Origin of the sequence: Paenibacillus algicola, assembly GCF_005577435.1 — a bacterium.
GTDB lineage: Bacteria > Bacillota > Bacilli > Paenibacillales > Paenibacillaceae > Paenibacillus_AQ > Paenibacillus_AQ algicola.
Map to the genome: position 1 here is coordinate 3,431,792 of NZ_CP040396.1, position 19,099 is coordinate 3,450,890.

A 19,099-nucleotide genomic window follows, 5' to 3' on the forward strand; every position below is an offset into this window, starting at 1 on the left:
CTCCTAATAGGAAAAATCTGCTCGGCGAGTAATGATATATTCATTGCCCTTTACAGCATCATCACCGTGACCCATTACCGCCCCCAGAGCCTCAGTCACTCCAGGAAGAAACCATAGCTTCATTCCCAGCTCGATCTCACCCGAGGCGTAGGTTGTTCTTTCCGCCGGGTTGATGCCGGTATGAAAACGAATGAGCGCCAGCATGCGCGACATTTTCTTGTCGTTATGGCTATGTAGAAACAGAAACAATCTCAAATGATCTCTGTAGGTCATTTCAACCGGCATATATCTGGACAGCTCCACCGACCCTTTCGTGCTCAGTTCAATCATATCTTCAATGGCCTTCTCGACGCCGTACAGGATCGCCGCTGCGAGAATCAAGAGCGGGTTTCCTTTATTGCTGTTGACCACAAAGCCCTCCATCGTTCGAATGGCCAGGCGAGACGCAAAAATCTCACCGTAAGCAGCAGCAATATTGGCGTATCCGTTGTGGAAGCCGTATAGGATATACTCCACTTCCTGCTCTTTGAGATCAGGTGGCGTAAAGCCAGACAGCGTGCCGGGATCTGAAAGCCCGGACAGCTCAGTTATGTCGTAGTGCGAGAAATAGTGCACGGCGTATTCATTCTGAAACAGCTCATCCATAACGCCATCCATCAGCCCTCCCATGGCAGCGAAGGAACCATCCATCTGATCCATGGAGGCATGCCCCGCGTCATAGGGATCACTCTCCCACTCTGTCCCTCTGCGGTCTTCCTCGGCAGCCACCGCGTTAAAGGACAGGCTGTCGTCGTAATAACGCTTGAGCTCCTTGAACTGAGCCTGAACCTTGCCACTCTCTTTGCCCCCATGAAGAGCCGCCATCCATCGCTCAGCCTGCTTCAGCTTTCCGCGAGCCTCTCCTTCCAGCGCTTTCCGTTCTTTGTCCGAGGAACGAAGCTGCTCTAGCTCAAGCTGCTTCTGACTCAATTTATTTCTTGTCCCGGGATCACTATATTCCTGAATGTATTCCTCCACAGATCTGCTGGCTCTACTAACGGAAGATGCTGCTGCGGAGCTTCCGAGAGAGCCTGCCAGTGCGTCCAGTTTCTGCACCACAGGCCCCCACTCATTCTTCTGACGATTGATTTCAGCTTGAAAGCTGTCTAGAATTGAATCATGATGAATCAGCTTTCCGGTCTGCTGCCGAATGGACTGAATCATGGGCGGCGCATCTCCAGCGCTGCTACTGTCCGTGCCCGGTACGCTTTGATGAGATAGCGCATCATACCCGCTGCTGGCAGAACGGAACTCCGCTTCTTCAATGACCTGCTTCATCTCTTCATTCAGCTGCTGCGCTTTCTTAAAGTGCTCTTCCGCCTCCTGAAGCAGAGCCTCATGCCTCGATGAGGCTCCCCTGACCCCTGCAGCAAGAGTGGAAGACATGGAGGCAGTGCCCTCCAGGTATTTCCGGAGCAGGTCGGTATACAGCTTCTCATCGCTCTCCCGCGATGCATCCTCGGCTGATTTATTCATGTAATCCTGGTATTGAGATGCCGCATCGCCTGCCGTTGCAATGGCTCCTCCAAGGACTTCATCAGAGATCTGACTGCCCGGAGGCTGCAGGACTAGCCTGGATAATGGCGGCGCCTGCTGCCCTGCCTTTCTTTGCTTCTCCAGCATATCGTCCAGCGCTTTCTCCCGCTGGTCGTACAGCTTGCCGAGCTTCTTCAGGACATCAAAGGTGCTCGAGGCCTCCTTCATGGATTGAGACATCGGCTTGAATTTACTTAGCATCTCCAATGTAAAATCAATAGGGGCTTTGTACTTCATATCCTCACTAATCTGGCGATTAAAGATGTCATAGGTCCCCAGCGGCCGTTGTAGCTGAAGCGCTGAGCTGTCAAGCCGTAACGGGAGCAGCGGAAATGCATCTGCACGGGAGGATGGCTTGAGGCTTTCATTTAAAGCTTTTCCCATGATCAGATCTCCGCGGGTCTCGCCAATCGCATAAAGTCCATAGTTCTGCTGAAGCTGCGGATCATAAGCTGACATGACAGAGCGCACCGCAGCATGAGCCAGACGTTCCCCTTGCACCTTCATCGCGGCAATTCTCGCATAATCAATAAACACGGCAACGAACATAAACACGACCGATAACGCGATCATCAAAAAAATAGATACCGCGCCTTCTTCTCTCTGAAAAACTCTTCTCATCACTGGAGCTCTCCCCCAAATCGTCCCAGCACCTGTGCAGCGGCTTTCGGATCCATACGGCCTCCCCCGGATTGTGCAAATCGGGAGCCATAATAGCGCATCAGCTCCACAGTCCGTATAAACTCCACCGGATCCACGATCACCGACTGAGACAAAGCTTTAAGCTCCATCCCCCCGGACAGTAAATGATCCAGCGGCTGGATGACAGATGGCCAGGACAGCTGAGTATACACCCGCCGCAGCAGCAGCTTGTTCTCATAACGCAGCTCTCCCTCCATGCCAGCCGGTACCGCCAATGATGCCTTGGACAGCTTTACTTCGGGTAAATCAGCTTCTGAAGCCGCTCCTCCAGGCAGCTGAAGGGACACCTGCCTCTCAGCTTGCCCTAACTGAAACAAGCCTGACAGCAGATGGTCATCCTTCAATCGCCAATACAGGCTGTCATACAGGCCAGGTTCAACCGAGCCGCTGACTGCTTCCTTATAACTGTTGTCCCACATGAAGGAGGCACGCTCTGACACGGCGGAAGACGCTTGGGTGAGAAAGGATTTCTGATACAGATACAGGCATAGGAATAACAGCATAGCTACGACGAGGAACACGATTGGAAGAACGAGAGAGGCTTCAATTGTAAACTGTCCTCTGGCATCCCTCCACAACGATCGACTACTTAAGAAACTCTTCAGTTTTCTCATTTACATTGTCAAAAAGATTGTTTACCAAGATCGTGATCTGTTCTTTAAATATCAGAGCAATGACCAGAATCACCACAATAATCAAAATCACCTCCAGCGTTCCCAGCCCCTCCTCATCCTTCCAAAAGCGTCTTACCGGATTCATAATTGTAGATAATTTCATAACTTATCCATTCCCTTCTAGATATTTATCATCATTAATGCCGGAGCTCCGATCAAGACCAGAACTACCATGAAAATAACAACCATCGGAAACACCAGCTTGGAGGAGGCCTGCTCCCCTCTTGTGCGGGCAATAGCCTTTCTTTTCTCCCACAGCACTCGCGATAGATCCCGCAGGGCTAATACAAAGTCGCTTCCACCCCTTTTGAAATGAAGAAGCACTGTGGTCGTAAACACGGAAATCTCCTGCACCGCGCAGCGCCTGCTGAATTGCTCAAATGCCTCCTGAAAGGAATGACCGCCTTCCCACTCGGAAACCATCATCCTCAGCTCCATATAGAGCGGATGCGTATCGTTGTCTGCACGATGACAGCAGTGCAGCAAAGCCTTTTGCACGGTTTCACCTGCCCCGACGAGCAGGACCAGCTTGTTGAGCAGCTCTGGAAGCTCCATTACAATATCCTGCTCCCGCATGATCACCCTGCGCTCCAGATCACGCAGCATGGATATCGGCAGCAGACCTCCGAGCAGCACGCCCGCGATCATCCCTATACCCTCTCCGGTTAGTAGAGCTATGGAGCTGCCTGCGATCAGCGCAGCCCATCCATATGACATAGCCTCTGCGAGAACCAGCAATGTCTTCTCTCTGCTTAAACGCAGGCCGTGCAGCTTCTGTACGGAACGTTCAGTCCGATAATACAGCGTAGGTGCACGCTGCAAAAGAGAAGTGCGTTCCAGCAGGTGCAATCCCGGTGCAAGCCATTTCTGCAGCTTCAGTCCACTCACCGGAATCCGGCTCCAGAGCCGGTACCGCGCATGGTGACGGTAATAAAGCCCCAGCCAGGCTCCTGCCAGCAATATCAGCAGTACCGCCGCACCAAATGTCAGCATTTCCTTTATCACCTCAGCCTCTGAAGTATCCCGCTGTCTCTAGACGCGAATATCCATCATTCTTGAAATCCACCAGCAGCAGCCGGCAAGCGCACTCAGAGCCAGCGTTGAAATCACAATACCAGCGCCGCTATTATGCATAGGCTGCATATAATCACCTGCCGTGAAATTCATAAATAACAGGAGCAGGAACGGTGCAGCCATCATCGCTTTGGATTCAAATTTCTTCTGTGCCACCATCACGGCAATTTCCTGCTGGATATCCAGCTTCTCTCCAATGACGGAGGAGGTCCGGCGGATCACCTCTACCAAATCTCCGCCTGTTCTTTTGCAGGTGACAAAAACATCGGCGAAGCTGGATATATCATCAAGTCCTGCCCGGACCGCAAAATCCTGTAACGCTGCCTCCACAGGTTCGCCGATCTCAAGCCTGGCTGTGATGACCCGAAGCTCAAACATCATGTCATTCTCCTGTCCTGGATAAAGCAGCCTCAAATCCTCAGTCGCATCCTTAAAGCCATTCTCGACAGAACGTCCCGCAGACAGAGAGGACGAGAGGGAATACAACGCCTGCTTGAAATGAAGATTCAGCGCCGATCTTTGTCGCTGAAGCAGATGCTGCCGCCAAAACCGCGGCAGCAGCAAGCCTGCCGGGGCCACCAGCAGCGACAGCAGCAGGTTCTGATAGAACAAATGGCCCGCTATGAAGCAAAGAACACAGCCGATGATGGCGAAGCTGATCCGCTGCTTTGATGAGAGCGTGTACTGCTTGTAATCCCTGAGCTGTATCTGTCTTTGCATAGTCCTCCTCCCTTCCCTTCATGGCAGTAAAATCACTTGACTCCCTGCCTTTGTCACAGCCCCTCTGAAGCTTCTCCGAGCTCCTGCAGGGGCCACCGTGTCATTCCGGCCATCAAGAGCTTGTCCGTATGTACAATAGGATTGCCGCAGCGTTCCAGTTCACCCCGCAGCCGTCCGTCAGACTCTCCCCGCTCCACGAAACGATACAGCGGATTTAGCTGAACCTCCCCTTCCCTTAGCCCTGCCACCTCACTGATCTCTGTTACGCGGCGCGAGCGGTCGCGCAGCCGAGATAAATGAACCAGAATATCCACCGCCGAGCTGATCTGCTGACGAACCACCTGCACAGGAAGCTCTCCACCGCTAAGCACCATGGTTTCCAGTCGACTGATCATATCCTTGCTGCTGTTGCTATGTCCTGTAGACAGCGACCCGTCATGTCCCGTGTTCATCGCCTGCAGCATGTCCAGCGCCTCACTGCCGCGAACCTCGCCTACAATAATCCGATTGGGTCTCATGCGAAGAGAGGAGCGGATAAGATCTCGAATATTGATCTCGCCCTTCCCTTCGGTATTTGCATTCCTGGTCTCCAGTGCTACAAGATTGGGAACCGTGACGATCTTCAGCTCGGCAGAATCCTCAATCGTGATCACCCGCTCATCTCCCGGAATGTATTGAGACAACGCATTAAGAAAGGTCGTCTTCCCGGAGCCTGTGCCTCCGCTTATAAAAATGTTATATTTACTCCTCACCAAAATGCGAAGCAGCTCCGCAGCTTCAGACGATAACGCCCCCCGCTCCACCAGCTGCCCCATCGTCATCGGAGACTCCGGAAACTTGCGAATGGTCATGGTCGGTCCCTTCAGCGCAACAGGCGGCAGCACGATATTTACGCGGGAGCCATTCTGCAGCCTGGCGTCGACAATGGGAGACGATTCATTCACGACCCGATTCACGGACCCGACAACACTCTGGATAATATCCTCCAGCCTGTTCCTGGACTCAAACCGGACATTTAGCTTCTTGACCTCGCCTTCCTGTTCGATGAACACTTCTTCATGGCTGTTAATCATGATTTCAGTGATCGCTGGATTGTCAACCAGAGGCTGAAGCACATCCAGACCGCGAAAGGAATCAAACACACGGCGAATCAGCTCCCGCTTCTGCGCTGCCGTCAGTGACGAGATGTCGCTCCGGCGCCAGGCATAATCCTCAATCTGCGCCATCAGCTCCCGATTGCTCACAGCCGCAGACAAATCCAGACTGCCCCGGACTTCATTACGTATCGAGTGGAACATCTCGTCCAGACTCATCTGCCGCCACCACGCATTCCATCCATGAAGGCTCCGGAGGACTGAGCGGTTCCATACAGCTCATGGCACAGCTTCAGAATCTCCTTCTGAAAGGCAGGAGTATGAAGCTGCTCCAATAGGTTACTGCCGTCCCAGCTGTTCATCATTGGCAGAACATGATCTGCTGTTATCTCCTGCTTCCTTGAATCCAGCTTAGGCGTATAGCGGTTTATGATAAATCGACTCTTCGCTGCGAAGTCTGTGCCGTTCATCTCTTGGGTGCCAAGATGCTGTATCCACTTCCCCGTCTTCCATTGCCCTGTATGATCCGCAGTCAGGACCCAGAGCAATTCATCCGCATGCCGGGTGACCGCCTGAAGCAGCTTCTGGTTTAATCCATCGTTATCAACAACGATCATGTCATAACGATTCAGGCCCTGCAGAGCTCCCAGCAGAGCAGCCGTATCGTCTGCATTCATCTCCAGCATCTCCTTCACCTCAGCACCGCCAACCAGTCCATCGCATTTCAACGCTTCCTTCCTGACAATGTACGGCTCCAGATCGATCTCTTCTCCGTTCTCCTGAAGCACCTTCAGGTCGTACAGCAGCCGGGAAAAGCTGCTCTTGCCGCCCTGCAGACGTTCCTCGGACAACAGCTGCTCACTGGAGTTCAGCATTTCCAGATTAAGATACAGCACCCGGCAGCCCAGCTCCGCGAGCTGCCGCGCTATGCTCATGGCAATCATCGTCTTGCCGCAATGACCTATTGCCGAGACCATTCCGAGTACATGGGTCCCTCCAGACCGAAGCTCCCGGCCCGTATGGCTGCTGTGCACACTTCGGCCCGCTCGAGCAAGCCATCCGCTCAGCAGCTCCGGGATCGGCTGATATTTCGGTACAGCCACCTCATGCTCCGCCACAGGGTCGATGCTCCCGTCACTCAGGTAAATCCACCGTCCCGGGATCAAAGGCAGCTCAAGGCCCCTCCAGGCCTCCAGCATAGCTCCATCCAGGACGACCAGATCATGCTGCTTTCCCTTTTCCTTGTACTGCTGCAGGGCATCCAAGCGAGTAAATGCCGCAATCTGTAAACGAGTGGCATCATCGCAGGATTGCACATAATTTAGGACGGCTTCTGCATATGGAGGGTCCTGTACTGCCAGTACCAGCCTCACCGGATCCATATCTCCATTCTCCTTTTCCCAAGACAACGCAAAAAAGCACCCTTCTATACTGCAGCATCTGCAGTCATAGAACGGTGCTTCCGTCGTCTTGTTATATTTTTACATAGGATAGCATATACTCCCGGGGTCTGCAACCGAAATTTTGGATCATTCCCACCCTATCTGCTGCTATAGGCACCCTTGCCAAACCTCGGCAAACCTATCATAATACAATGGAACAAGTGTTCCGAGTCGATGTCGGTTTATATACAGTTGAACTACATAACGCGCTCCCTATCTAACACCTATTACAACTACTTAAAGAGGAGAATCATCATGAGATTGAAACTGATCCCTGCGCTGCTTGCAGCCTCGCTGCTGACCGGCTGCGGTAGTGACCACGCAGAACGCCCCCAAGTCCCGGCTTCCGGGCAAGCACCTGCTTCATCCTACGGGGCTGACAAGAACTCTGCACCTCCCGTCTCCGGCAAAGGATATGAAACCGACCAACTGGATATCGCTAAAGCACCGGTTCAGCTAGTTAGAGCCGTGGATGGAGATACCATCCGGGTAGAGTGGCAGGGACAAGAGGAGAATGTTCGTTTTCTTCTGATTGATACACCCGAAACCAGTCACCCTCAGCTCGGCGTACAGCCGTACGGCCCGGAAGCCAAGGACTTTACTGCCCGTATGGTAGAAGAAGCAGACCTTCTGGAGCTGGAATTTGATATTGGGCCCAACCGCGATAAATATGGACGCCTGCTCGCCTATGTCTATGCCGATGGGGTGATGGTCCAGGAAGCCCTTCTACATGAAGGTCTCGCGCGGGTCGCCTACATTTATCCACCCAATGTGCGATATGTCGATAAATTCAACGGACTTCAGCAGGACAGCCGCAATGAGGCGCAAGGCATCTGGAGTGTAGAAAATTATGCACAGGAGGACGGCTTTTATCCCGAGCACTTTGATGATACTGCAGCAGCTGAAGCTGAAGAGCCAGCATCCAAAGCCACACCAGCGGAAGACAAGACTCCGGCCAATGGCTGCAGCATTAAAGGCAATATCAACTCCAAAGGAGATAAAATCTACCACACGCCGGAATCCAGATATTATGACGCTACCGATCCGGAGGCGTGGTTCTGCAGTGAGCAGGAAGCTGAGGCTGCCGGATTTCGGGCGCCGAAGAGCTAGCATTACAGAAAGCGACGGCGGATCTCCGGAGTCGGAATCATACACTCTTCAGACTTTCCGAACCAGCGATACCGGTTATTAGCGACCCATTGGTAAACAGGATTCCTGATAAAAGGGGGTACCATCACGAAGACGTAAAAAAGCGGCCATGGCAGCGGCAGCCGCTTTGCAATCCTCAACGCAGCAGCGGACTTCGTATAATAGGTTCCTCCTTCAATGACAATTACGGTATTATTCAGCTCTGGAGACAGCCCCCCCGCAAGAAGGAGCTCCTGCCCAATGTCCGACTGCTGGGAGGCAAAGCGAAAGCGCCCTTCAGGATCCCGTTTGATGATAAAGCGCGTAAGACCTTGGCATAAATGGCATACACCATCGATCAGTACAATAACGTGATCCGTCATCCTCATTCCTCCAGATAAAATGTACAAAAATAGCGTGGAACTCATACCAAAGTCCACGCTGTCGTTGTGCCTCATTCAATTATTCGGCAGCTGCCTTGCTCAGCCATTCTCCCTCTTTCATCTGCTCATCAAAATCCGAAGAAAACTTCTCCATGCATCTGCAAATGAAATCCTTGCGGCATACGGGACAAGGCGTCTTGCCCAGACGGCTGACATTCGTCAATTTCCATTCTGGATAACGGTTGTAAAACACGCGGCAATCGGTTCCGTCTGCCAGATTGATGATGAACTCATAAAGCCCGTCCTTCTCATTGTTTCCGGCTTTAGTTACATTGGTAATCTGCGGTCTGTATGGCATGTGCATCACCCATTTATCTTAAATTTCTCGTTCATTAGTACATTGTACTTTCCGGTACTTAGACATATTAAAGAATTTCAGGGGCAATGTCAACCAAAGAAGACGTCAAAGATGGAGCCCAGCTGTCCCCGCTTTTTCCCCTCCAGAATATCCGGATTGAACACTTCTACATATCCACAGTCCATACAGGATACGAACAAAAAGTGATTATGCTGAATATCAAACATCTTACTGAGGCCGGCTCCGGACATGGATACCTCTTTCGTCTTGCACTCGGTCCCCTTACATTTCGTGCAAACAAAACGTTCCGCAATCATATCCTCAATTTTCATAAACTTCCCGTCTCCCTTCCCGATTCAACATATCCTTCTTTACGGCATGCGCTTCATTTCGGTTCATTTTCTTCACAAATTCAGGTCTTCACGTCAAAAAGACGGGCTCCCAATGAGCCCGCCTTCATATATGAGCTGCTGCTATGCCGCAGACCCGTTCCTTGATTACACTACATTTAATTCTACATCAATGTTTCCGCGGGTAGCCTTGGAATAAGGACAGAAATCATGCGCTTTCTTGGCCAAATCCTCGGCTTGAGCACGATCAATCCCCGGCATGTCTACATTGAGCTTCACCGCCAGCTTGAAGCCGCCGTCGCTGTCATCCTTGCCAATCATAACCTGGGAATGTACCGTCACATTGTCCAGCTTGACGCCTTCCTTTCGGGCAACATTCGCCAAGGCACTCTCGTAGCAGGCACCATATCCCGCCGCAAACAGCTGCTCTGGATTCGTACCGTCTCCGCCGGGTCCGCCAAGCTCCTTCGGCATGGAAAGATTATGCTTTAACGCACCATCGGAGGACTCCAGGGATCCGTTTCTTCCGCCTTTAACCTTCACATCTGCTGTATACATTGCCTGCATCACAAAATCATCTCCTTCGGTTAGAAAAAACTAATATCCACATTTGTTTTATAAACGTCTCACTGTAATTGAAACGTAAAATCGGGTGAATGACCGTCAAATAGCATTTCCAACCCCGGGATGGAGTATGCAAAAAAGCAGCCTTTCGCTGAGTATTCAACGAAAGGCTGCTTCACATTGCGATGCGGTAGAGAGGACTCGAACCTCCACGGGTATACACCCACTACCCCCTCAAGATAGCGTGTCTGCCATTCCACCACTACCGCATAATAAGCTTCCTCTTGAGGAGAACATTCCTATTATACCTTGCTTGCTTGTGGAAGTAAAGCATGATCTGCGCCTGTACCTATGCACTTGAAGCCACTGCCTCAGCATCAAATAAAAAGAACAGCCCTCAAGCACGGCTGCTCCTTAAACTGCGGTTGTTGAAACCGAAAATGAATTTAAAGCTTCTTGTTCCTCTTCTTCCGGTACTCCGTAAACGCTATATATTCCTGAATGAAATTCTTCTCCTTCTCAGACAGGCCATCCAGATGCTTCTCCTTGGCTGCCTGATCCCATTCATAACCTTCGCGCTCTTCCATAATCCCTTCCGGTGTTCCGCGGCCCACAATGAGCCAATCCAGGCTGACAGAGAAAAAAGCTGAAATTTCAATCAGCTTATTCGTGCTCGGCGTCGTCTTACCCCTCTTCCAATCCCCGAAGTTCCCGGTACTAATTCCCAGCGCTTCACAAAATGCTTTTTTTGTCATCCCCCGGCTTTCGATAAGCTGTTCAATTCGTTGATATATCGAGTGCATTGAAAGAACCGCCTTCCTGATCCCTAAAAAAAATCACTTATGTACGTCATGCATTATTGACACCATACTTAGATAAGTGTATAATAGGTGCATTACGTCTAAATTATACCACATTTGTCATCGCACTGTTACTGCACCCAGATTTGAATTGGAGGCACGATGAGGTTGAGTGATATATTATCCTGGGGCCATGTTGTACATCATGTGATGTCTGGAATGGTAATCCTCCGCGAAGACGGCACCATCGACAAGATCAATGATCGTCTGCTCTCCATCATTTCACATTGGGGACTCCTGCCCGACGTTCAGCTTCAAGGACTTTCTGTTTTTGAGTTGAGACCGGAGCTGTTCGGCAGGCCTTCCTTCAGCACTTTCTGCCATGACATATACTTACCTGCCATCCATAGTATCCTTCGGGGCGATGAGCACAGCTTCCGCATGGAGCATCAGATCCAGCTTCAGCAAAGTATCGCCTGGTACTTGTTCGAGATTCACGCTCTGACCCGAGGCCCCCAATCCACCTCACACGGGGCGATTCTTTCATTTACAGACATCACAGAGTTTAAGAACCGAGAAACCGAACTTAGGTATGCATTAGGCCATGTCTGTGTGCTCCCGGAGCATATTCCCATCTGCGCCGTCTGTAAGCATGTCCGCTCTGCGGGACACTGGGATCCTGTGGAGAGCTACCTGGAGAGCAAGCTGCCGGTGCATTTTACACATGATATTTGTCCCGCCTGTATCCGCCGTTTATACCCCAGATATTCTTCGATCCTGGACCATGCCTCTTCCGCGGAAGAAGAGTAAATGAATCATCATATGACAAACAGCCCGGGTGATGAGGCTGCCGGGCTGTTTGTTTAGATAGAAAAAGGCTCTGCATCGCTGCAGAAGCCTTTTGTTTATGCGGTAGAGAGGACTCGAACCTCCACGGGTATACACCCACTACCCCCTCAAGATAGCGTGTCTGCCATTCCACCACTACCGCACAATATAAGGATTACCTATGAAAAAATGGTGAGCCATGAAGGACTCGAACCTTCGACACCCTGATTAAAAGTCAGGTGCTCTACCAACTGAGCTAATGGCTCTCGAAGAAAATGGACCAGCTGCGCCATCATTCATATGTTAGATAAAATGGTGACCCGTAGGGGATTCGAACCCCTGTTACCTCCGTGAAAGGGAGGTGTCTTAACCCCTTGACCAACGGGCCTTATTAATAGCTGCTCGCCGTGACGACAAGATTGAGTATATCAAATATATATCTATGTGGCAAGCACTTTTTTTGAATCGACGGCAATCTGCGTTTACTCGGTATTTACAGCCAAAAAAGTTAACCGGAGGCTTCCTCTACAAACGGAAGACTCCGGCATCATCCTTCTGAACAGCTTCACTTTCTAAACCAATAGAGCTTATCTCTGCCGTAAATTGCTTGTTACTTGTCTACCAGTTTTACAAGCAGCGCTGCAGCCTCAGCGCGGGTAATGGTTCCCTTTGGCTTCAGCGTACCGTCCGGGTAACCGTTAACTATACCGATCATCGTCAAGGCGGAAATTGCTTTTTGAGCCCAAGCTGAGATCTCGTTTAGGTCCGAGTAGCTCGATGCGTTAAGTTCTTGCTGTGTCAGATCTTGCTGTGTCAGTTTATTCTGGAAAGCACGGTACAGGATTACCCATACCTCTTCTCTTGTCATTTGGCGATCCGGCCGGAAGGTTCCATCGGCATAGCCTTGTATGATTCCCGCATGAACCATGCCTTTAACATGTTCTGAATACCACGCACTCTCTGCAACATCAGTATAAACAGAACCTGCTGGGGCTCCAGATAATCCGAGTATCCGCGAAACAACAGTGACGAACTCCGCTCTGGTCATCTCCTGATCCGGTTTGAAGGAGCCGTTATCGTAGCCCTCCATAATTCCCTTAGCGGATAGATGCATGATCGCTTCAAAAGCCCAGTGGTCATTTATGTCTGCATAGGCTCTTCCTTGTCCGGTTGAAGGATTTTCACTCACTGGCGAATCTGGACCATCGTTAATGCCAGGATCACTGGAGCTGTCATCGTTACCGGGATTTCCGTTGTTGTCCTGGTCCACAATCGAGCCCGTGCTTCCATGATCATCTCCGCTGCCGCCATTTTCATTACTGCTGCCATCTCCATCATCACTGCCGCCATTTTCATTACTGCTGCCATCTCCACCACCACTGCCGTCTCCATCATCACTGCCGTCACCACCACTGCCAGTGCCGCTGCCATCACCGTGATCGCCTCCGACAACCTTGACCTTCACCGGCTCCGTGTAAATATCGTACGTCTTCTCTTCATCAATCGTTCCCGTATATCGAAGCAGCACGTAAGTGGTACCCGGTTTCCCAGCCTTGATCTTGCTGCCATTGTCCTGGTCCAGGCTTACAATACCACTGTCATCAAGAAGTACAATACTCGGGTTTACCTGTTTTCGTTCGTGACTATAGCTTTCTGCCCATGCGGAGAGTTCCGAGCTCTCGCCGGACTTCATGATGACTTCCTGATTTTCAGGCTCTATTGAAATGACCCAATCTTTCGCCCAGTATGCATAATCTGTAGTAATTCCAAACACACCCAGCAGAAAAATATTGATGAAATGATCATAATTGTTAAACGTCCACGGTGAAATGATCAGACCACGCTGATGAGCAGCATCCATAAATTTAGGGCCTAATCCGCCGTAGCTGGTATTCAAGGTGCTGTTGTAACGCTGCATCACCTTCAGAGTCTCACGCATAGCGCCATTAACCCGACTCTCGCTCGCATACCCGCCAGTCAACAGGCCAAGAGGCATGTCCGGAAGCTGGGCAGCAAGCCGATCCAGCTGATTCGTATCGAAGGACATGACATTAAACAAGTCTTCTGCATCCTTCTCTTTTACAAGCTTCACAAAAGCATCTACTGCTGCAGGATTATGAGTCTTGATCTCTGCATAGATCATGACACCCCGTTCCCGGGCCAAATCAATCTGCTCCTCCAGTGTTGCGATCCGTGCTTCCGGATACTCCGCCCCCGGCACCTGCCGAACCTTTAAGCTCCGCAGCTCTTCTAAAGTCATATCCTCCACCCGGCCAGTTCCATGAGTGGTTACATGTACAGCACTATCGTGGATAATAACCAAATGCCCATCTTTGGAAAGAAAAATATCATTCTCAATATAATCCGCTCCAGCCTCGATCGCCAGCTCATTGCTGATGATGGTATTCTCCGGAGCAACCGATGGCATCCCTCTGTGCCCGATCATATACGGCTTACGAATCAAGGTGGTGTGATAGAAGTACACCCCCAAGGCCCGATAGGCTTCGCTCGGTGAGCTCGTGATCATTCCGTTCACACCTGCTGTAATCATACGGTGAATATCCATATATTTATCCTGCTCATTCTGCAGCTTTGCTTCCTTGCTCCACACCACTATCGTTCTCTGCTGAAGATATGCGGTGTTGTCTTTGGTTGCTGCATCACGGGAGAGCATGGCAATCTTGGCGCCGCTCAGCGTTGTCTGCTTGCGAATAGCCATCAAGTCTTCGTTGGATTTCACATTCCACCCGCTGAAATCCACAATTCCCCGCAGCATCGGGTAAGCCTGCCTCGCTTCCTTGACCAGTTCCGGCTGATTAGACACGATAAAGGCATCTTCCAGACCGATGCTTGTCAGGTGGGCTATCAACCGGCCAACCGTCTCTGAGTCCTCTACATAGAAGGCTGGCATGATTCTTGTGCCTATGGATTGAAGTGCATCCTGTAGACTCATAAGCTCTTGTTTTCCTTCAGGATCGGTAACCTGCAGGTTGGAGTTCACGTACATGACCAGCGTGGCTGGCAAGCTTCCTTCAGCGTAGGAATCCAGCTGCGCCTTGTTCTGAAGCTCTGCAATGACCGACGGAGCAAGAGCAATGAAGGTATCGGCCTTGGCAGTCTCTACGAAGCTGGATTCCGGAAGCGGCGGCAGCTCTGTCTCCCGTAACGTTACCTTAAGATGATCCACCTTCATGACACTGCCATTGGCCTGCAGACCGATACCACCCCGGAGGTAAGAGCCTGCTTGATCAGTGTTCACGATCACCTGACCATTAATCGACTGCATGACCCTGACTCCATGAACGGCAACCTTATAACGGTACATCGTGTCTGAATGGATCGTTTCTCCAAACGCCCCTTTATTCATCACATTCCATGTATTATTCGCCGTACGTTCCGCAAACTCCACGCCATTGGTTGCTTTAGCGTTCTGGCGGACCGCCATGTGATAATAAGGATAGCTGCCGCTTGTTCGGTTTTGAGTACGATACATGATTGAATGCCAGCGAGTGGGCTCGTTTGCCGCAGCATGGGTTACGTCGGCCTCAATGTCATAATTCCCGAACAGCTCCAAATACTCCGGAAGCAGGACACGGGTCGGATTATCTGGTGCGCTGGACGCATCGATCACAAATGCACCATCCTTGACCGCTGCCTTTCCGTCGGTTTTCCCCTCCACTTTCGTCCATCCATCAGGGAAATCTCCATCTGCCTCCTGTTCGAAATCATTCTCATAAAGCACATATTCTGTACTCGCCTCGTCTTTGGCAACAACCAGCAGGGAAACGCTAGCCCCGTCCTTCTCCCCTGTTAATGAATACACGCCCTTGTCTTGAACGATCAATTTGCCGTCGTTGACCACGATGGACGAGTCGTCTGCCGACCAAGTCAGATCAGCTCCGGTCATCGTACCATAAGTAAAATCATTGAATTGGGCAGTGAACGGAAGCTCCGCCAAGGCCATCTCTTTCCCTGCTTCAGCCAGCACATATCCCGAATCATGGCTGAGCGAAGTGACAGAGACCCCGTCAGCTCCCGGCTCTACAGTCACTTCCTGGGACCATTCTGCGTTAGCATATACCGCTGTCAGAACAGCAGATCCTGCCTTTAAAGGGTAAAGCATGCCGCCGCTCACCTTGAGCACCGATTCATCGGAGGAGACATATTGAATCCTTTCCGGCACGATCGCTTCCTCCACTCCATCGGAGAAATATACACTGCCAGTGACCGTATAAGGGCCCGTCAGTGACTCCACCGTTGGAGGAAATGCAAGCCGCAAATCATCGACTTTAATCCGTGTTACTTTCAAATTGTCGAACGAGACGGTGCTTTGGTCTCCTTGAAAGCCGATTTTTCCACGATCCAGCAATCCGGATGTGAACTCCTGATCAAGCAAAAGCTTGTAATCTCCTTCATCCTTGGCCTTAATGTACTCTTTGACGTTATCGCCGAACACCCTGACCTTCAGGGTATAGTCTTTTCCCAGCTCCAGAGCGTCTGAGGAACCGCTTGCCATAACAGACCAGCTGTTACTCGGATTGCGGTAAGCTACCTCAAAGCTTCCGTTCTGGCGGACCGCCATTTGATGGTATGGCGCTTGGCCGTTCGGCGCCGCTCTGAACATCAGCGCTGCCCAGCGGGCCGCATTCAGAACACTGTGGAACCGAACGTCCGCCTCAATGGAGTAATTATCCCATTGTACCGGTGCTGTAATTCTGGCCTGCTTACCGGAAGCAGTTCCCGCGAATGTCATGCTTTTATTACCATAGGTATCTTCCGTCACCGAAAATGACGGACTTCCCGCTTGAACATCTGATATCCATCCGTATGGAATTTCACCACTTCCGAAAGAGTCAAAATTCTCCTCTAACAATACCGGATTTGCATCGCCGGACACCGGGTTGTCCTTCACCAGCGCAAGGATCCCGTAGCCGCTTGTATCATTCCAGAATGAGCTGGATTGATGTGCACTCCAGGCATTGACCCATCCATTGGAAGCATCGTTGCCGTAACGGTCCGTTGCAGTCGCCTCAAAGCCAAGCTGCTGCTGTTGAATCGGATTCATATCCAGCATGCTCCAAGGCACAGCCACCTCTAGAGACCACCCCTCTCCGGTCGTCCGGATCGCTCGTAAAATTTGCTGGGCATCCTTGCCGGAATGGTCGTCCAGCGCTGCGCCAAAATGAAAATCTGGCGTTGCAGAATTCGGCTTGTACACAAAGCCAGCCTGCATATCGCTGTTAACATACGGCGCAGATCTATGCAGCGTTGGATCAAAAAACAGACTTACGCTGTCCTGCTGGAACCAATATCCCGGTGCCTCGGACATGAGCTGATCATCCTTCATCTTCATGCCGATATACAGATACTGATTGTCCCAGAGAAATCCCATTTCTGCCGCTGAGGACAAGCCCTCCCCGAGTGGAACGTCCAGCGTTTCGCTCAACGACCAGAATGCTTCCCCGACATCACCGTCAATCACTGGAGGAGTCATTGTTTTCCGGACCTCCGTCCGTTTCATCTCCTCCTGTGCGCTCACAGGCGCAGCAGGCAGAACAAGGGACATTACTAAACTTCCAACCAGTACCCATGTCAAGCTGACACCGATAAACCTTTTTGCTTTTCCCACTTCATCGTCTCCTCTTCTTCATGATTTCCTGACTATTTCAAGCCGGCGTGCATGAAGCTCTCAACAAATTTTCTTTGGAAAAAGAAGAATGCAATCAGCAAAGGTGAAATGACCATCATGGTTGCCGCAGTCACCGTCCCCCACTGAGCCCCTGTCTCAAAGGATTGGGCAAAAATGGCGATGCCGACCGTCAGCGGTCGGTTGTTAACAGAATCCGTAACAATTAGCGGCCACATAAAATTGCTCCAGTGCGTACTGATCGAGATCAGTGAAAATGCGATGTAGGTCGGTCGTGCCGACGGCAAATAAATGTGCCACAGGGTTCGCCACCATCTGCACCCATCCACCCGCGAGGCTTCATCCAGCTCATAGGGGATTTGCTTGAAGGTCTGTCTCAGCAGGAACACACCGAACGAAGAGGCCCAATACGGAATCATAATCGCCCACTTCGTATCGATCAGATGAAGCTCCTTCATCACGGTATAATTGGGAAAAATCAAAATATCCGGCGGCACCATAATCTGAACCAGGAACAAGACAAAGAGCAGTCCCTGTCCAACAAATCGCAGCCTGGCAAACGCGTACGCCGCAAGCGTAAGCGTAAGCAGCTGAACCATCAGAATGCCCAACACGATCATGATGGTATTCCAATAGTAAATTGGAAAAGGAATGGTCTCCCACGCCTTAAAATAGTTGCCGAAGGTCGGTTCTGTGACGGCGAACGGGTTAGAACGCGTCAGCATCTCACTCGACGGCGTAATGGAGGTGACGGCTGCCCAGATCAAAGGCATGACAAACCCAAGCGCCAGCAGTGATATCACCATTTGATTGAGTAAGCGATGCATGAAACCTTCCTCCTCAGTAGTGGATCCGCTTGTCAAGGAAACCGTAATAGAATATCGATACGGCCAGCAGCATCACGAGCAGAATGACGGTTAATACGGACGCTTTTCCCATATCCCAGAAGCTGAACGCCGTTTCGTAAATATGATAAAGCAGCAAATTGCTCGCATTATTCGGACCGCCCTTAGTCATGATGTACAGGTGATCCACCAGCTTGAAGGAATTCGTCGTAGCAATCACAAGTACGAACAACGTCGTCGGCATCAGAAGTGGAAAGGTGATCGCTCGAAATTTCCGAAGCGGACCCGCTCCATCCATTTGGGCTGCCTGATACACCTCTTGAGGCAGCGACTGAAGTCCGGCCAGAAAGAAAATCATGAAGTATCCAGCCTCCTTCCAGATCAGCATCACCATCATGGATACCAGCACCCATCCCGGTTCCCCCAGCCAGCCCGGACCCTGAATGCCGAATAATCCGAGAAATTTGTCCAACAGCCCGTAGTCTGGTGTGTAAATAAAGAGCCATATATTTGCGATTGCAATCATCGGAATCAGTGTCGGATAAAAGAATGCCGCGCGGATCAGACTTCTCCCGCGCAGCTTCCCATTGACCCACACAGCCATATATAGCGCAAGCCATATACTAACAGGCACGGTTACGAGAGCGAGCCAAACATTGTTACGGAGCACCTTGTGGAACACCTCATCCTGAAGGACATGCTTATACTGATCAAGTCCCGCAAAATGTCTCTCTTTTAACACCGTCTCATAGAAACTCCAGTCCAGCACCTTGACCATCGGATAAAACGTAAATACAGCCAGAAGGAGTAGCGATGGAAACAATAAAGCATAGGCCAAAAGATTGTCTTTCAGACGATATCCGCGAAAACGACGCGGCCAGCTGCGTGTCACGAGCCTCTCACTTCTTTCTCAGG

17 protein-coding genes, 4 tRNA genes and 1 pseudogene are annotated in these 19,099 nt (G+C 50.9%); 2 read left to right on the plus strand and 20 right to left on the minus strand.

What is annotated here, in order from left to right; all coding sequences use genetic code 11:
- Window positions 1-3: 3 nt before the first annotated feature.
- The 8 genes and pseudogenes from E6C60_RS16095 to E6C60_RS16125 all read right to left on the minus strand — a co-directional run bounded on the left by E6C60_RS16095 (window position 4) and on the right by E6C60_RS16125 (window position 7,248).
- Complete coding sequence (locus E6C60_RS16095) at window positions 4-2,196, minus strand: hypothetical protein (protein WP_138226774.1); 2,193 nt, start codon at window positions 2,194-2,196, stop codon at window positions 4-6.
- The gene (locus E6C60_RS16100; RefSeq protein WP_233281274.1) at window positions 2,196-2,696 is read right to left on the minus strand and encodes a pilus assembly protein; all 501 of its coding nucleotides are present in this window, start codon (window positions 2,694-2,696) and stop codon (window positions 2,196-2,198) included. The genes E6C60_RS16095 and E6C60_RS16100 overlap by 1 nt, the downstream gene beginning before the upstream one ends.
- A gap of 33 nt (window positions 2,697-2,729) precedes the next feature.
- A pseudogene (locus E6C60_RS21515) lies at window positions 2,730-2,891 on the minus strand (TadE/TadG family type IV pilus assembly protein); the annotation flags it as partial.
- Entirely contained in the window at window positions 2,863-3,054 is a 192-nt protein-coding gene (locus E6C60_RS16105) for a Flp1 family type IVb pilin (protein WP_138226776.1), read from the minus strand. The gene E6C60_RS16105 and the pseudogene E6C60_RS21515, both read right to left, overlap by 29 nt.
- 17 nt (window positions 3,055-3,071) lie before the next feature.
- Complete coding sequence (locus tag E6C60_RS16110; RefSeq protein ID WP_138226777.1) at window positions 3,072-3,944, minus strand: type II secretion system F family protein; 873 nt, start codon at window positions 3,942-3,944, stop codon at window positions 3,072-3,074.
- A 39-nt stretch (window positions 3,945-3,983) separates the two neighbouring features.
- Window positions 3,984-4,745: a type II secretion system F family protein gene (locus E6C60_RS16115; protein WP_138226778.1), complete on the minus strand. Its 762-nt coding sequence runs from the start codon at window positions 4,743-4,745 to the stop codon at window positions 3,984-3,986.
- 53 nt (window positions 4,746-4,798) lie between these two features.
- Entirely contained in the window at window positions 4,799-6,058 is a 1,260-nt protein-coding gene (locus tag E6C60_RS16120) for a TadA family conjugal transfer-associated ATPase (protein ID WP_138226779.1), read from the minus strand.
- The gene (locus E6C60_RS16125) at window positions 6,055-7,248 is read right to left on the minus strand and encodes a P-loop NTPase family protein (protein ID WP_217496344.1); all 1,194 of its coding nucleotides are present in this window, start codon (window positions 7,246-7,248) and stop codon (window positions 6,055-6,057) included. The genes E6C60_RS16120 and E6C60_RS16125 overlap by 4 nt, the downstream gene beginning before the upstream one ends.
- Window positions 7,249-7,536: 288 nt before the next feature.
- Here E6C60_RS16125 and E6C60_RS16130 point away from each other — a divergent pair, with 288 nt between their 5' ends.
- Window positions 7,537-8,391 carry a thermonuclease family protein gene (locus E6C60_RS16130; protein ID WP_138226781.1) on the plus strand — a complete coding sequence of 285 codons (855 nt, stop codon included), beginning with the start codon at window positions 7,537-7,539 and terminating at the stop codon, window positions 8,389-8,391.
- A 2-nt stretch (window positions 8,392-8,393) separates the two neighbouring features.
- Here E6C60_RS16130 and E6C60_RS16135 read toward each other — a convergent pair whose 3' ends face one another.
- From E6C60_RS16135 to E6C60_RS16160, 6 genes are all read right to left on the minus strand, one after another.
- Entirely contained in the window at window positions 8,394-8,792 is a 399-nt protein-coding gene (locus tag E6C60_RS16135; protein ID WP_397331284.1) for a thiol-disulfide oxidoreductase DCC family protein, read from the minus strand.
- Between the two features lie 79 nt (window positions 8,793-8,871).
- Window positions 8,872-9,150, minus strand: a complete 279-nt coding sequence (locus E6C60_RS16140; protein WP_138226783.1) for a hypothetical protein — start codon at window positions 9,148-9,150, stop codon at window positions 8,872-8,874.
- A gap of 89 nt (window positions 9,151-9,239) precedes the next feature.
- Window positions 9,240-9,482, minus strand: coding sequence for a zinc ribbon domain-containing protein (locus E6C60_RS16145; RefSeq protein WP_138226784.1), 243 nt, complete (start codon window positions 9,480-9,482; stop codon window positions 9,240-9,242).
- 165 nt (window positions 9,483-9,647) lie between these two features.
- Window positions 9,648-10,067 carry an organic hydroperoxide resistance protein gene (locus E6C60_RS16150; RefSeq protein ID WP_138226785.1) on the minus strand — a complete coding sequence of 140 codons (420 nt, stop codon included), beginning with the start codon at window positions 10,065-10,067 and terminating at the stop codon, window positions 9,648-9,650.
- A 183-nt stretch (window positions 10,068-10,250) separates the two neighbouring features.
- Window positions 10,251-10,333, minus strand: a tRNA-Leu gene (locus E6C60_RS16155).
- Window positions 10,334-10,510: 177 nt separating this feature from the next.
- A complete protein-coding gene (locus tag E6C60_RS16160) occupies window positions 10,511-10,867 on the minus strand; it encodes a helix-turn-helix domain-containing protein (RefSeq protein WP_138226786.1) in 357 nt (118 codons plus the stop codon).
- Between the two features lie 165 nt (window positions 10,868-11,032).
- Here E6C60_RS16160 and E6C60_RS16165 point away from each other — a divergent pair, with 165 nt between their 5' ends.
- A complete protein-coding gene (locus E6C60_RS16165) occupies window positions 11,033-11,674 on the plus strand; it encodes a hypothetical protein (protein WP_138226787.1) in 642 nt (213 codons plus the stop codon).
- A 98-nt stretch (window positions 11,675-11,772) separates the two neighbouring features.
- Here E6C60_RS16165 and E6C60_RS16170 read toward each other — a convergent pair.
- The 6 genes from E6C60_RS16170 to E6C60_RS16195 form a co-directional block, all read right to left on the minus strand.
- Window positions 11,773-11,855: transfer RNA gene (locus E6C60_RS16170), tRNA-Leu, on the minus strand.
- Window positions 11,856-11,882: 27 nt separating this feature from the next.
- Window positions 11,883-11,958, minus strand: a tRNA-Lys gene (locus E6C60_RS16175).
- A gap of 47 nt (window positions 11,959-12,005) precedes the next feature.
- A tRNA-Glu gene (locus tag E6C60_RS16180) sits at window positions 12,006-12,080 on the minus strand.
- 222 nt (window positions 12,081-12,302) lie between these two features.
- A complete protein-coding gene (locus E6C60_RS16185) occupies window positions 12,303-17,321 on the minus strand; it encodes an S-layer homology domain-containing protein (protein WP_138226788.1) in 5,019 nt (1,672 codons plus the stop codon).
- Window positions 17,322-17,353: 32 nt separating this feature from the next.
- Window positions 17,354-18,166: a carbohydrate ABC transporter permease gene (locus E6C60_RS16190; protein ID WP_138226789.1), complete on the minus strand. Its 813-nt coding sequence runs from the start codon at window positions 18,164-18,166 to the stop codon at window positions 17,354-17,356.
- A 13-nt stretch (window positions 18,167-18,179) separates the two neighbouring features.
- Window positions 18,180-19,076 carry a carbohydrate ABC transporter permease gene (locus E6C60_RS16195; RefSeq protein ID WP_233281039.1) on the minus strand — a complete coding sequence of 299 codons (897 nt, stop codon included), beginning with the start codon at window positions 19,074-19,076 and terminating at the stop codon, window positions 18,180-18,182.
- Between the last annotated feature and the right edge of the window lie 23 nt (window positions 19,077-19,099).

What these genes read in the sequence shown, in the direction of transcription:
- E6C60_RS16095 (WP_138226774.1), bottom strand. Translation starts at nt 2,196, where the DNA reads ATGAGAAGAGTTTTTCAGAGAGAAGAAGGCGCGGTATCTATTTTTTTG.
- E6C60_RS16100 (WP_233281274.1), bottom strand. Translation starts at nt 2,696, where the DNA reads ATGTGGGACAACAGTTATAAGGAAGCAGTCAGCGGCTCGGTTGAACCT.
- E6C60_RS16105 (WP_138226776.1), bottom strand. Translation starts at nt 3,054, where the DNA reads ATGAAATTATCTACAATTATGAATCCGGTAAGACGCTTTTGGAAGGAT.
- E6C60_RS16110 (WP_138226777.1), bottom strand. Translation starts at nt 3,944, where the DNA reads ATGCTGACATTTGGTGCGGCGGTACTGCTGATATTGCTGGCAGGAGCC.
- E6C60_RS16115 (WP_138226778.1), bottom strand. Translation starts at nt 4,745, where the DNA reads ATGCAAAGACAGATACAGCTCAGGGATTACAAGCAGTACACGCTCTCA.
- E6C60_RS16120 (WP_138226779.1), bottom strand. Translation starts at nt 6,058, where the DNA reads ATGAGTCTGGACGAGATGTTCCACTCGATACGTAATGAAGTCCGGGGC.
- E6C60_RS16130 (WP_138226781.1), top strand. Translation starts at nt 7,537, where the DNA reads ATGAGATTGAAACTGATCCCTGCGCTGCTTGCAGCCTCGCTGCTGACC.
- E6C60_RS16135 (WP_397331284.1), bottom strand. Translation starts at nt 8,792, where the DNA reads ATGACGGATCACGTTATTGTACTGATCGATGGTGTATGCCATTTATGC.
- E6C60_RS16140 (WP_138226783.1), bottom strand. Translation starts at nt 9,150, where the DNA reads ATGCCATACAGACCGCAGATTACCAATGTAACTAAAGCCGGAAACAAT.
- E6C60_RS16145 (WP_138226784.1), bottom strand. Translation starts at nt 9,482, where the DNA reads ATGAAAATTGAGGATATGATTGCGGAACGTTTTGTTTGCACGAAATGT.
- E6C60_RS16150 (WP_138226785.1), bottom strand. Translation starts at nt 10,067, where the DNA reads ATGCAGGCAATGTATACAGCAGATGTGAAGGTTAAAGGCGGAAGAAAC.
- E6C60_RS16160 (WP_138226786.1), bottom strand. Translation starts at nt 10,867, where the DNA reads ATGCACTCGATATATCAACGAATTGAACAGCTTATCGAAAGCCGGGGG.
- E6C60_RS16190 (WP_138226789.1), bottom strand. Translation starts at nt 18,166, where the DNA reads ATGCATCGCTTACTCAATCAAATGGTGATATCACTGCTGGCGCTTGGG.